Annotated in this window: 13 protein-coding genes; 3 read left to right on the forward strand and 10 right to left on the reverse strand. The window is 66.6% G+C overall.

The features are described 5' to 3' along the window. Positions 1-20: 20 nt before the first annotated feature. The 10 genes from der to V3G39_12105 form a co-directional block, all read right to left on the reverse strand. Entirely contained in the window at positions 21-1,502 is a 1,482-nt protein-coding gene (der, locus tag V3G39_12060; GenBank protein ID XAS75395.1) for a ribosome biogenesis GTPase Der, read from the reverse strand. Between the two features lie 12 nt (positions 1,503-1,514). Continuing rightward, a complete protein-coding gene (gene cmk / locus V3G39_12065) occupies positions 1,515-2,243 on the reverse strand; it encodes a (d)CMP kinase (GenBank protein ID XAS75396.1) in 729 nt (242 codons plus the stop codon). Continuing rightward, the gene (locus V3G39_12070) at positions 2,240-3,322 is read right to left on the reverse strand and encodes a prephenate dehydrogenase (protein ID XAS75397.1); all 1,083 of its coding nucleotides are present in this window, start codon (positions 3,320-3,322) and stop codon (positions 2,240-2,242) included. The genes cmk and V3G39_12070 overlap by 4 nt, the downstream gene beginning before the upstream one ends. Beyond that, complete coding sequence (locus V3G39_12075; protein ID XAS75398.1) at positions 3,319-4,179, reverse strand: pseudouridine synthase; 861 nt, start codon at positions 4,177-4,179, stop codon at positions 3,319-3,321. Before V3G39_12075 ends, V3G39_12070 begins: the two co-directional genes overlap by 4 nt. Then, positions 4,176-4,787: an SMC-Scp complex subunit ScpB gene (gene scpB, locus V3G39_12080; protein ID XAS75399.1), complete on the reverse strand. Its 612-nt coding sequence runs from the start codon at positions 4,785-4,787 to the stop codon at positions 4,176-4,178. Before scpB ends, V3G39_12075 begins: the two co-directional genes overlap by 4 nt. Further along, positions 4,780-5,679, reverse strand: a complete 900-nt coding sequence (locus V3G39_12085; protein ID XAS75400.1) for a ScpA family protein — start codon at positions 5,677-5,679, stop codon at positions 4,780-4,782. The genes scpB and V3G39_12085 overlap by 8 nt, the downstream gene beginning before the upstream one ends. Positions 5,680-5,685: 6 nt before the next feature. Further along, positions 5,686-6,546 (reverse strand): AAA family ATPase, encoded by an 861-nt coding sequence (locus V3G39_12090; GenBank protein XAS78229.1) that lies wholly within the window; start codon positions 6,544-6,546, stop codon positions 5,686-5,688. A gap of 48 nt (positions 6,547-6,594) precedes the next feature. Next, positions 6,595-7,554: a site-specific tyrosine recombinase XerD gene (xerD, locus tag V3G39_12095; protein ID XAS78230.1), complete on the reverse strand. Its 960-nt coding sequence runs from the start codon at positions 7,552-7,554 to the stop codon at positions 6,595-6,597. Between the two features lie 93 nt (positions 7,555-7,647). Then, complete coding sequence (gene hisS, locus V3G39_12100) at positions 7,648-9,009, reverse strand: histidine--tRNA ligase (protein ID XAS75401.1); 1,362 nt, start codon at positions 9,007-9,009, stop codon at positions 7,648-7,650. 39 nt (positions 9,010-9,048) lie between these two features. After that, entirely contained in the window at positions 9,049-9,744 is a 696-nt protein-coding gene (locus V3G39_12105; protein ID XAS75402.1) for an MBL fold metallo-hydrolase, read from the reverse strand. A 368-nt stretch (positions 9,745-10,112) separates the two neighbouring features. Between V3G39_12105 and V3G39_12110 the strand changes: the two genes are divergently transcribed. The 3 genes from V3G39_12110 to V3G39_12120 are packed head-to-tail and all read left to right on the forward strand — an operon-like array spanning position 10,113 to position 13,338. Continuing rightward, complete coding sequence (locus tag V3G39_12110) at positions 10,113-10,649, forward strand: peptidylprolyl isomerase (protein ID XAS75403.1); 537 nt, start codon at positions 10,113-10,115, stop codon at positions 10,647-10,649. Between the two features lie 53 nt (positions 10,650-10,702). Beyond that, positions 10,703-12,043, forward strand: a complete 1,341-nt coding sequence (locus V3G39_12115) for a DUF349 domain-containing protein (GenBank protein ID XAS75404.1) — start codon at positions 10,703-10,705, stop codon at positions 12,041-12,043. Next, positions 12,040-13,338, forward strand: coding sequence for a M18 family aminopeptidase (locus tag V3G39_12120; protein ID XAS75405.1), 1,299 nt, complete (start codon positions 12,040-12,042; stop codon positions 13,336-13,338). The genes V3G39_12115 and V3G39_12120 overlap by 4 nt, the downstream gene beginning before the upstream one ends. Positions 13,339-13,361 lie beyond the last annotated feature (23 nt).

A 13,361-nucleotide genomic window follows, 5' to 3' on the forward strand; every position in this document is an offset into this window, starting at 1 on the left:
GGGACAGCGGCGAGAGGGACTCAGCGCTTTCGCTTCTCCCGCACCCGTACCGACAGTTCGATCGGGGTGCCCTCGAAACCGAACTCTTCGCGCAATCGGCGCTCCAGGAAGCGGCGGTAACCCGCCTCGATGAAACCGCTGGCGAAAACCACGAAACGCGGCGGTCGGGTGGAAGCCTGGGTCGCAAAGAGGATCCGCGGCTGCTTGCCACCGCGCACGGGGTGCGGGTGGCTGGAGGCGATCTCACCGAGGAAAGCGTTCAGTCGCCCGGTCGGCACCCGGTAGTCCCACGATGCGAGGGCGGTCTCCAGCGCGCGCACCAGACGGTCCGTGTGCCAACCGGTGACCGCCGAGAGGTTGACCCGGGGCGCCCAGGTGATCTGTACGAGCTCCCGCTCGATTTCACGCTCGAGGTAATAGCGTCGTTCCTCATCCACCAGGTCCCACTTGTTGTACGCCACTACCAGGGCCCGTCCGGCGTCCACGATCTGCTGCACGACTCGGATGTCCTGCTCGGCGATGGAGTCTTCGGCGTCGATCAGCACTACCGCGACCTCGGCCTTCTCGATAGCCGTCTGGGTGCGCAGTGAAGAGTAGAAATCAGCACCCCGCGTCTGATGCACGCGCCGACGGATTCCGGCCGTATCGACGAATCGCCACACCTTGCCGCCGAGTTCGATCATTTCGTCGACCGGGTCGCGGGTCGTGCCCGCAACTTCGTCCACGACGACTCGCTCGGACCCGGCCAGCTTGTTCAGCAGCGACGACTTGCCGACATTCGGTCGGCCGACGAGCGCAACCCGCCGCGGACCGCCGCGGCGGTAGGCGTCGCCCACACTGGATTCGAGTGGTAGTACCGCGAGCAACGCGTCCAGTGCGTCACCGGCCCCCCGCCCGTGCATCGCGGACACCGGGTAGGGCTGACCGAGCCCCAGGGACCACAGCATCGCCGCATCTGCTTCGGTGCGTAGGTCATCGACCTTGTTCGCGATCAGAATCACCGGCTTGCCCGATTTGCGCAGCAGCTTCACGACTGCCTCGTCGGTGTCGGTCGCGCCCACCATCGCATCCACGATGAACAAAACCGCGTCCGCCAGCTCGATGGCTACCTCAGCCTGCTCTGCGACCCGCAGGTGGATGCCGGTCGCGTCGACCTCCCAGCCGCCTGTGTCGACGAGGGTGAACTCGCGGCCCGTCCACTCAGCGTCGTAGGCGACCCGGTCGCGGGTCACCCCCGGCACGTCCTCGACGACCGCTTCGCGGCGGCCGAGAATACGGTTGACGAAGGTCGATTTGCCGACGTTCGGACGACCGACGACGGCCACCACCGGACGTAGCTCCCCCTCCACATCGGTGCCGTCAGCACCGGCCTCGCCGCTCAGCAGCGCGCGATCGGCCTCACTGAGGTCGAAATCCTCAAGACCGACCCGCAGCGCCCGCTCCACCGTGGTGTCGGCATCGGGAAGTTCACTGTCGGCCGGCTGGCGCGCATCGTCGGTCATAGGATCATTGTCTCAGGGTTGAGGGGCTCCGCCGTCACGCCCGTTTCGCACGACGGCCAGGACCGCCTGCACCGACCCGTCGAAGTCGAGATCCGAGGTATCGACGGTCACGACGCCGTCAGCAGCCTGCATGAATGCGGCGACCGTGGAATCACGCGCGTCCCTATCGACGACCTGGGCGCGGGTCGCTGCTGCAGTGGTGGACAACTCCCCCGCCCGGCGCGCAATGCGTGCTTCTTCACTCGCGGTCATCAGGATCCGCACGGTCGCGTCCGGTGCGACGACCGTCGTCAGGTCGCGCCCTTCGGCGATCACCCCTCCGGTGGCGTCGCTGATACGTGCGATCAACTCGCGCTGCCGATCGCGCAGGTGATCGCGCACGCCCAGATTGGTCGCGACCGTGGACACCGCCATCGAGATGGACGGCTCCCGGATGGCTGCGGCAATGTCGCGATCGGCCACCAGCACGGTAGGCGACGTGGGGTCGCTACCCATCGACAGCGGAAAGGTCAGTGCTTCGAGAGCTACCGCGTCCTGGTCGGCCAGGTCGAGCCCGCGATCCACGCACCACCAGGTGAGGGCGCGATACATCGCCCCGGTGTCGAGGTAGCCGACGCCCAACTGCTGCGCGACGGCCTTGGAGACACTGGATTTGCCGGTCCCCGACGGCCCGTCGATCACGACGACCAACGCCTCCGTCGACCCATCGAGCGGCATACCAGAACTGCTGACCTCGTTCATTCGTGCACCTTCCACCCTCGTGCTTCCAACTGCGTCATCAACCGGTCGAGCGCAGATGGCAGGACCGAGAGTTCGGCAATACCCAGCGGCGCCCCGATGCCGTGTTCGAGGCGAAGATCTTCCAAGTTGACCCCGGCATCGCCGACATCGTTGAACAGCCGACCCAGGGCACCGGGCTCGTCCGGCACCAGCACCACCACGCTCGCGTACGACGCTGCAGGTGCACCGTGTTTGCCGGGGATCCGCGCATGACCGAGTTGTCCGTGGCTGATCGTGTGCGCCACCACCGCGCGGGCACCGTTGCCATCATTGGCTGCTATCGACGCGAGAGCAGCCGCGACACCGGCCAGGTCCGCGGCAGCATCGCGCAGGACCGGGGCGAGCACCTCGGCGTTCCCGGCGAGTATCTGGGTCCACAGCAGGGGGTCGCTCGCCGCGATGCGGGTCACGTCCCGAAGGCCTTGGCCGGCCAGGGACACCGCGGCGTCCGGCAACTCCCGGAGCCGACCCGCGACCACGCTCGCCGCCACCTGAGGCAGGTGCGAGACATAGGCAACGGCCCGATCGTGCTCCTGCGCGCCCATCGTCACCACTGCAGCTCCGGTGACGCCCGCCAATCGGGCGACCTGCTGAACAGCAGCAGGATCGGTGCGCTCATGGGGGCACACCACCCAGGTACGCCCCTCGAAGAGATCGGCCTGAGCGGCAACGGCACCGGAACGCTCGCGGCCGGCCATCGGGTGCGAGCCGAGGTATCGAGGTAGCTGAGCCACGGTCGCACCGATTTCGACATCCCGCAGAATCGTCGACTTCACGGAGGCCACGTCGGTCACGACTGCATCCGGCCACTTCGCCAGTGCGGCCACGATGACCTCAGCGGCAACATCGGGCGGCGCAGCCACGATGACGACCTCAGGTGCCTGGGGCTCCGTCGCTGTGCCGGCACCCAGGTCCGCCGCGAGTGCGACCGCCGTCGGCGAGGGATCGGCAAGCGTCACGGTGTGCCCGGCACGTGACAACGCGAGTCCGATCGAGGTACCGATCAGGCCCGCGCCGACGACGTGGACGGACGAACTCACAACCCGGCTGCCTTGTAGAGGCCGGCGATCTCCCTGCTGGACAGCGGCCGCAACTTGCCCGGGCGCAGCTCACCGAGCTGGACCGGTCCGACGTCGGTGCGCACGAGGGATTCGACCGGGTGACCGGTCGCTTCGAGCAACCGGCGCACGACGTGGTTGCGACCCTCGTGCAGGACGACCTCGACCATCGCCCACCCCGGGCGGGAGTCCACAACCTTGAACGAGTCGATCTTCACGACGCCGTCTTCCAGCTCGACGCCGTCACGAAGCTGGCGGCCGAGCGCACGCGGCACGGGGCCGGGTACGACGGCGACATAGGTCTTGGTGACGCCGTAGGACGGGTGCTGCAGTCGGTTGGCCAGCTCGCCGTCGTTGGTCAGGATCAGCAGACCCTCGGTGTCGACGTCCAGCCGTCCGACGTGGAACAGCCGTTCCTTGCGCCCTTCGACGTACTCCCCCACCGACGGGCGATCCAGCTCGTCGTGCATGGTCGAGACCACACCGGTGGGTTTGTTGAAGGCCAGGTAGACCCGGGAGCTGTCCAACTGCACGCGCTCGCCGTCCACGTGGATCGTCACGCGCTCAGGGTCGATACGGACACCGAGCTCGGTCACCCGTTGCCCGTCGATCTCGACCCGGCCGGCAACGATCAGGTTCTCGCAGACCCGACGGCTACCGACGCCGGCCGCGGCCAGCACCTTCTGCAGCCGTTCACCGCCGGGCACATGCTGATCGACTACCTGCTTCGGCTTCTCCCGCGGTGGGACCACCTGCTGTACGGGTCGTTTGGCGTTGCGGCCCGGCGACGGGCGACCTTTGCGGTGCGAACGTGCGCCGCCTTTGTCTTGGCTACTCATGCGTGTCCTTGCTCGATCAGTTCTTCGATGACGTCGGAGTCGGGGAGATAGGGGGCGAGCGCCGGCAGGTCCTCCAGGGAGGTGAGCCCGATGCGCTGCAGAAAATAGGGGGTGGTGCCGTAGAGACCGGCGCCGCTGTCGGCCGCCTCGCCGACCTGCGCGATCATTCCGCGGGTGACCAGGGTGCGCACGACGCCGTCGACATTCACGCCGCGTACCGCACCGATGCGCGATCGGGAGATCGGCTGCCGGTAGGCGACCACGGCCAGCGTCTCCAATGCGGCCTGGGTCAGCTTTGCGTGCTGACCACCCATCAGGAACCGCTCGACGACCGGTGCGTAGTCGGCCCTGCTGTAGATCCGCCAGCCGCCGTTGATGCAGCGCAACGTGAAACCGCGACTCTGCGCGGCGTATTCGGATTCAAGATTTTCCAGCAACCCGCGGATACGCGCTGCCGGCAGCTTCAGTCCGTCGGCGAGCTCGGGCACTGTCACCGGTTGATCCACGACCATCAAGACGGCTTCGAGGGCTGCGGCCACCCCTCCGGGTAGCTGGCCCAGATCGAGTTCGAGTTGCTCGTCCTCGGGCGCCGACACGTCATTACTCATCGGTCGGCTCCTCCTTCACGTGCGCCTCGGTGTCATCGTCGTATTCATCGGTGATCTGGACCTGTCCGGTGCCGGTCCATCGCACGTGCAGGATCCCGAGAGCCTGGGGTTGCTCGAAGGCCACTGCGGACTCCTTGAACAACTCCAGCAGGGCAAGAAATCTCGCCACGATCACCAGCGTCGAGTCGGCATCGGCCACCAGCTCGGAGAAGGACAGCGTATTGCCTGCTCTCAGTAACTCCGAAACGATCTCCGCCTGCTCACCCACATTGACGGTGTTCGCGTGTAGATGCTCCAGCCCGACCGTCGGCTCCGGTCGGGGCGTCATGGCGCGCGCGGCGATCTGCGCCAGCTGTTCCGGGCCGATGCCCATGACCAGTTCCGGGAGCAGCGACGCGAACCGCTCCTCCAGGCCGGCCTGTCGGGCGGTGATCCGCCCGGACGTCGCCATCCGTTCCGCGAGCAGCGACGCAACATCCTTGAACGCCCGGTACTGCAGCAGCCGCGCGAACAGCAGATCGCGAGCTTCGATCAACGCAAGGTCCTCTTCGTCCTGGCTGCCGCCGCCCGGCAGTAACCTGCCCGCTTTGATGTCCAGCAAGGTCGCAGCGATCAGCAGGAACTCAGTGGCCTGGTCCAGATCCCAGTCGTCTGCGCCGGCCTGCGCCGTACGGATATGCGCAATGAATTCGTCGGTGACCTGGGACAGGGCGATCTCGGTGACGTCCAGTTGATGTTTGGAGATCAGGCCCAGAAGCAGCTCGAACGGTCCGGAGAACACATCGAGGTGCACTTCGAACGGTGTCCGCGGTGCGCGGCGGGTCAGCACGCCGCCGGGCACCTGCGGTGGCGGCGTCCCGGTGCCGCTCTGCGGGTCGGTCGCTGCCGGCACTGCGGCTCAGGCCGTGGCGCCGCGCGCGATGAGTTCGCGGGCGAGCTGCCGGTAGGCCTCGGCGGCCCCATGCGTGGACGCATACCGGGTGATCGGCTCCGCGGCCAGCGAGGCATCCGGGAACTTCACCGTGCGGTTGATGACCGTGTGCAGTACGTCGTCGCCGAAGTGATCCACCACGGAACGCACGACGTCCTTGCTGTGCAGGGTGCGCCCGTCGTACATCGTGGCGAGGATTCCGTCCAGCCGCAGACCCGGGTTCAACCGGTCAGTGACCTTGTCGATCGTCTCGATCAGCAGCGCCACCCCGCGCATTGCGAAGAACTCACACTCCAGCGGGATCAGCACGCCATGCGCTGCCGTCAACGCGTTGACCGTCAGCAGTCCCAGTGAGGGTTGGCAGTCGATCAGGATGACGTCGTACTCGTCAGTGACCGGTCGCAGCACCCGCGCCAGCACCATCTCCCTCGCGACCTCGCCCACCAGCTGGACCTCTGCCGCTGACAGGTCGATATTGGCGGGCAGCACATCCAGGCCTGGTGTGTTCGTGAATTGGATGACGTCGTGGATGTCGTGACCCCGGCTGACGAGCAGGTCGTAGACGGTCACGTCCAGCTCGTTGGCGCGGACCCCCAGCCCGACGCTGAGCGCTCCCTGCGGATCGAAGTCGACGACGAGCACCTTGCGGCCGTACTCCGCCAGCGTGGCACCCAGGTTGATGGTGGAGGTGGTCTTGCCGACCCCACCCTTCTGATTGCACATCGCGATGATGCGCGCGGGCCCGTGGGTCGACAGCGGGTTCGGGGTCGCAAAAATGGGAAGCGGTCGGCCTGTCGGTCCGATGTTCTCGTGCGAGGTCAAAGTAATCTCGTGCTCTTCCGGGTAGGACGTCGTACGGCTCGCGCCGATCGCGACTCAACTTAATGCATCGCCGCCGGGTCCGTGGTGGGTCGCGCGTGCTCGGGGGTGGGCGCCGGCGAAGACTTCGCGTAGTTGCTGCACCGAAACCATCGTGTAGATCTGCGTGGTCGTCACCGACGCATGTCCCAGTAGCTCCTGCACGACCCGTACGTCCGCTCCGCCGTCGAGCAGATGAGTGGCAAACGAGTGTCTCAGCGTGTGCGGGCTCAGATGCGCGTCCAGTCCCGCCCGCGCGGCGCATGCCTGCACGATGTTCCACACCGACTGGCGGGTCAACCGGGTGCCGCGGGCACCGAGAAACAACGCCGGGGTCGACATCTTCGCGACCTGCGCCAGGGCAGGGCGACCGCGCACCAGGTACGCCGACAGCGCAACTCTGGCGTAGCTGCCGAGCGGCAGGATGCGCTCTTTGCTGCCCTTGCCCAGGACCCGCACTGCATCGTTGTCCAGGTCGACATCGTCGACGTCCAACCCGGTGGCCTCACTGACTCGCGCACCGATTCCGTACATCAGTTCCAGCAACGCACGGTCGCGCAACGCAGTGGGTGTGTCACCGACGCTCGCCGCAGCGAGTAACCGCTCGACGTGGTCCACCGGAATTGCCTTCGGCAGTCGCTGGGGAGGCCTGGGAGGAGTCACGCCGGCGGCCGTGTCAGTTGCGAGCTCCCCTTCGAGGGTGAGGAAACGGTGCAGCCCACGCACTGCGGCGAGATGACGGGCAGTGGAGGATGCGGCGAGCGCCGGATGCTCCTGGTCGCCCGCACGCAACGTGGCGGCGTATTCGCTCACGTCAGCCTCTGCCACGGCCGACGGGTTGCTGATACCGCGGGCAGCGAGGTAGGCGGCGTAGCGGCGCAGATCACGCTCGTAAGCCGCGAGGGTGTGGACCGACGCGCCACGCTCGACGCGCAGGTGGTCCAACCATCCCCGCACGGCACGGTCCAGCGGGCTCAGCACGTGATCATTGTGACCGACAATCTCGGGTTTTGGACATGCGCAACGGGTCAGATATGACCCGTTGCGCATGTCCAAAAGGTGAGACGCTCGCTACGGGCGCACCAGCGACGGGCGTAAATCACCTGCCGGCGGACACCAGGTATCGGGGTCGGCCGCAACCTGCTCTCCGCTGCGGATGTCTTTGACCTGGTCGGCGCCGGACCCCTCGTCGCCGCCCTCTGTGACGTCCTGTTCAACGCCCGGGAACCAGACGTAGGGAATCCCCCGCCGATCCGCGAACTGGATCTGTTTACCGAACTTCGCCGCCTTCGGTGCTACGAGCGCAGGGATGCCCCGACGTCGCAACGCCGTGGCGATCCGCATCGATCCGGCCCGTGACTCCTCGTCGTTGACTGCGACGAGCACGGCGACCGGGGTCTCTCGCGAGGCGCTCAACCCGCCCTCGGTGATGAGCAGTCCGAGCAGCCGGGACAACCCGATGGAGATACCGACACCGGGGTAGGTGCGCTTACCGTCGCTGGCCAGCGCGTCGTACCGACCTCCGGAGCAGATCGACCCGAACGCCTCGTTACCTTCCAGGACCGTCTCGTAGACGGTGCCGGTGTAGTAGTCCAGGCCGCGGGCGATCTTCAGCTCGGCGGACAGGATGCCCGGCGCGTGTTCGGCGCCGGCATCCATGATCGCGGCGAGCTGGGCAAGCCCTTCGTCCAGTAACGGGTGGTGCACGCCGAGGGCGCGCACCTGCGCGACGAAACTGCTGTCCGGCGTCGAGATGGCTGCCAACGCGAGGCACTGGTCGGCCTGCTCCTGCGTGCGACCCGCCGCGACCAGCACGTTGCGCACCCCGTCGGCGCCGATCTTGTCCAGCTTGTCAACGGTACGCAGGGTGCCCGCAACGTCGTCGATCCCGAGCCCGCGGTAGAAACCCTCACAGATCTTGCGGTTGTTGACCTGGATGCGGAATGGTCCGATCGGTAGCCGAGAGAAGACATCCGCTATGACGAGCGGTAGTTCGACCTCATGGTGCGGGGCGAGCGTGTCAGCCCCGACAATGTCGATATCGGCCTGGATGAACTCGCGGTAGCGGCCACGCTGGGGGCGCTCGCCACGCCAGACGGGCTGGATCTGGTAGCGGCGGAACGGGAAGGTCAACTTGCCGGCGTTCTCCAGCACGTAGCGAGCCAACGGCACGGTCAGGTCGAAGTGCAGGCCGAGGGCCGGCGTGCTCGCGTCGTCATCACCGGCGAGGCGGCGTACCGCGTAGATCTCCTTGTCGGCATCTTCACCTTGCGAGCTCAACCGATCCACCGGCTCCATGGCGCGGGTGTTGATCGAGGCGAACCCGTGCAGCTGGAACACCTCGCGGATGGTGTCGATGAAGTGCTGCTCCACGATCCGCTGCCGGGGCAGCCACTCAGGGAAACCGCTGATGGGGGTGACTTTGCTGGCCATGAGTAGAGCGAACGTCCTTCGGATGCGTGGTGAGCGGAATCAGAGGTTCTGCAGGTGGGGATTGGTCGCGCGCTCGCGGGCCATGGTGCTGCCCGGTCCATGCCCGGGCAGCACCAGGGTGTGGTCGGGCAGCGGTAGCACGACCTCCTTCAACGAGGCGGCCATTGCTGCGGCCGATCCTCCGGGCAGATCGGTGCGCCCGATGGATCCGGCGAACAGCACATCACCGGTAAGCATCGTCATCGAGCAGGCGGCCTCGTCGGGAACGCCGTCGGGAATACCCGGCAGCCCGAACATGACCGAGCCTTCGGTATGCCCGGGCGTATGCAGCACGTCGAGCTCGAGGCCGGCCAGTGCAAGCCGCGCGCCACCTTCGACGGCGGTTACGTTCGAGGGCTCTTTCCAGGTCGCGGCCGCACCGAACTGCTGCTCGAACATGGCCAACAGCTGGGGGTCCAGGCCCGCGAGTGGGTCGGTCAGCCGGTAGCGGTCGTCGGTGTGTATATACGCGCCGAGCTCGCCCCCGCAGACCGGCGTCACCGAATAGACATGGTCCACATGCCCGTGGGTGAGCAGGACAGCACTGGGTCGTAACCGATGCTCGCGCAGCACCTCGCCCAGCGTGTCGGTGACGCCGATGCCCGGGTCGACGATGACGCACTCCTGGCCGGCGCCGGTAGCGAGCACATAGCAGTTGGTGCCGAAAGCGGCGGCAGGGAAAGAGAGAGCAAGCACTCCAGAACCCTACCGACGTCTGATCCACGCTTCTGCCGGGTGCTCACGCCACATCGGCACCGGTGACAGCCCGCACTGCTCGCCTGTTGCCTACACTGCACACGTACGCCGAGACACCTCTCGGTCCCAACGAGTCCGGTTTCGGCGGCAAGGGAGTAACGCACGTGCGAACGACACGCCGCAGTGCAGCAGGCATGTCGTCGGCAGTAGTGGCCGCGTCGGCTCTGCTGTTGACCGGATGCGGATCCCAGACATCTACTGCTGCAACGTCCGACACCGCCGCCGGGAACTCAGCACCCTCATCTGCTGTATCCCCCGGGGCCGCGGGCCCGAAGTGCACCGCCGCCCCGAATGCCAGATCTGCGCCCATGCTGAAGCTGCCGAACAAAGAATTCGCTGCAGGCAAGACGTTCATCGCAACGATCCAGACCAACTGCGGACCGATGACGGCAGAGTTGTTCGGCCGCCAGGCACCGCAGACCGTCGCCTCGTTCATCGCGCTCAGCAAGAATTTCTACCCGCAGACACCGTGCACTCGGTTGACAACTTCAGGCATCTACGTCCTGCAGTGCGGCGACCCGACCGGCCGCGGAGATGGCGGGCCGGGGTATGAGTACGGGCTGGAGAATCCGCCGAAAGACGGCAACTACCCCGCGGGGACGTTGGCGATGGCGCGAACCACCGACCCGAACAGCAACGGAAGCCAGTTCTTCATCGTCTATCAGGACAGTCAGATCGACCCTTCGACCGGCGGGTACAGCATCTTCGGACGTGTTACCTCCGGGTTGGCGACCGTGCAGGCCCTCGCCAAGAAGGGCACCGACAGCAGTAACGCTCCGGGCGACGGACACCCCACACAACCCATCGGCATCTTGAAGATCACCATCACCGAAAAGAAGGCATGAGACCCGTGTCAACGGATATCCCCAAGCCCCATCCGAAACCCGCCATGCCCGTCATGCCGGCACCACGCCCGCCGGCCGCCGGCCCAGGGGCATCACTGGATGCCCCTGCGACAGCCGTCGCACCGCCGATGGTCAGCACCAGCAAAGCAGCGACATTCGGCCGGGTCGGCGATGACGGCACGGTCTACGTACGCACACCCGAGGGTGAGCGCGAGGTCGGTAGCTACCCGAATGCGAGCCCTGCGGAAGCGCTCGGCTACTTCGCCCGCAAGTACGACGAGCTCGCTGCGTCAGCGGTGCTCCTGCTGCAGCGCGTGGTCCAGACCGACCTGACCGCCGGCGCGGGCGGGGAGCTGCTCAAACAGCTGCGCGGCAGCGTGAATCAAGCCCGGGTGGTCGGAGATCTGCCGGCCCTCGATGCGACCCTCGAGCAGATCGCGACCGCCCTCAAGGCAAAGGGTCAAGTTGAGGGTGAGGTTCGCGAAGCCGCCCGCAAGGAAGCCCTGAGTGCCCGGGAGATCCTGGTCACCGAAGCGGAGAAGATCGCAGCGGTCCCGGCCAAGAGTGTGCAGTGGAAGACCAGCACGGCACGGATGCGTGAGCTCCTGGAGGACTGGAAGAACGCGCAACGCCATGGCGCACGGTTGGACAAAGCCACCGAGAGTTCACTGTGGACACGGTTCAGCGCTGCCCGCAACAGTTTCGACAAGGCCCGTCGCACCCACTTCGCCACCCTCGATGAGGAGCACGGCACCGCCAAGACCCGCAAGCGCGAACTAGTGGCCGAGGCCGAAAAGCTGTCGACATCGACCGAGTGGGGCCCCACTGCCGGGGCGTTCAAACGGCTGATGGGTGAGTGGAAGCAGGCCGGCCGCGCGTCCCGCTCGGACGACGACAAACTCTGGGAGCGCTTCAAGGCAGCCCAGGACGCCTTTTTCAACGCCAAGGACCAGGTCGTCGCCGCCGAGAACGTCGAGTTCGAAGCCAACGTCCAGGTCAAGGACGCGCTGCTCAAGGAAGCCGAAGCGCTGCTACCCGTCAAGGATCTGGCAGCTGCAAAGGTGGCGCTGCGCGGGATCCAGGACCGGTGGGACGCTGCGGGCAAGGTGCCCCGCAAGGACATGGAGCGGGTGGAGAAGGCGATGCGACGCATCGAGACCACAGTGCGCGATGCGGAGAACACCCGTTGGAAGAAGTCCGATCCGGAGATCGCCGCACGGGCCAATTCCATGGTCGAACAGCTGGAGCGTGCGGTTGCCGGACTGCAGGCAGATCTGGACAAGGCGATCGCTGTCGGCGATGAACGCAAGATCGCCGCTGCCCGCGAGTCGCTCGCGGCCCGTCAGACCTGGTTGGACCAGGCGCGCGGGGGCGCCGAGGAGTTCGGCGGATGAACCCGACCCTGCCCGACCGCGCAGCGGCCGATGGACTGGTCGATTACCTCAACGCCAGCCCGTCGCCGTTCCACGCCTGCGCTGCCACTGCGCAGCGGCTGGTCGAGGCCGGTTTCACGCAACTGGACGAGAGCGCTTCGTGGCCGGCCGAACCCGGTAGATACCTGGTGGTGCGCGGTGGGTCGCTCGTTGCCTGGTCCACCGAACATGCCGAGGGACCCACGACGGCGTACCGCGTTATCGGCGCACACACCGACTCCCCCAATCTGCGTATCAAACCCTGCCCGGACCTGACCCGCGTCGGGTGGCAGTTGCTGGGTGTGGAGATCTACGGCGGACCGTTGATCTCCAGTTGGCTGGACCGCGACCTCGGCCTGTCGGGTCGTATCGCTGTACGCGACGGCTCGGGTACGCGTGCGGTCCTCTTCCGCGACGACGACCCGGTGCTGCGGGTCTCGCGCCTCGCGATTCACCTGGACCGCTCGGTCCGTGACGGCGAGGCACTCAACCCGCAGACACAACTCGCGCCGCACTGGGGCCTGGGGAACGCACCGGGCGATTTCCGAGGTTATCTCGCCCAGCATGCCCAGGTCGCACCCGGTGACGTCCTCGGCTGGGACGCCATGACCCATGACATCGCACCCGCATGCATCTTCGGACGCGATCGCGACCTGGTGACCGGCGCACGGATGGACAATCAGGCAACCTGCCACGCAGGGACGTCAGCACTGATCGAGGCTGCTGCTGCGCCGGGTCGCACTGCCCTCGTCCCTGTGCTGGCGCTGTTCGACCACGAAGAAGTCGGCAGCGTCTCCGAGCGAGGTGCCGCGAGTGTCTTCCTACCAGTTGTGTTGGAGCGGGTCACTGCATCGCTCGGCGGCTCGCGCGAGCATTACCTACGCGCGCTGGCAGGAAGCATCGTCGCATCCGGCGACATGGCGCACGGCACCCATCCGAACTACGCCGACCGACACGAGCCGCAGCATCTGATTGCCCTGAACGGTGGGCCGGTGCTCAAATTGAACTCGCAGCTTCGGTACGCCACAGACGCCCTCGGCGCGGCAGCATTCCGGTTGGCCTGCGAGCAGGCGCAGGTACCCTGTCAAGATTTCGTCGTGCGTTCAGACCTACCCTGTGGCTCGACGGTGGGACCAGTGACAGCTGCCGGCCTCGGCGTCAGCACCGTGGACTTCGGTGCACCGATGCTGTCGATGCACTCGGTGCGCGAGCTGGTCGGCGCCGATGACCAGCGGATGTACTCCGCAGCCCTCACCGCATTCCTGTCCCCCGCCTGACCCCGTCCTCGCCTGACCCCAAC

Source organism: Dermatophilaceae bacterium Sec6.4 (assembly GCA_039636865.1).
In the GTDB taxonomy this organism is placed as follows: Bacteria; Actinomycetota; Actinomycetes; order Actinomycetales; family Dermatophilaceae; genus Allobranchiibius.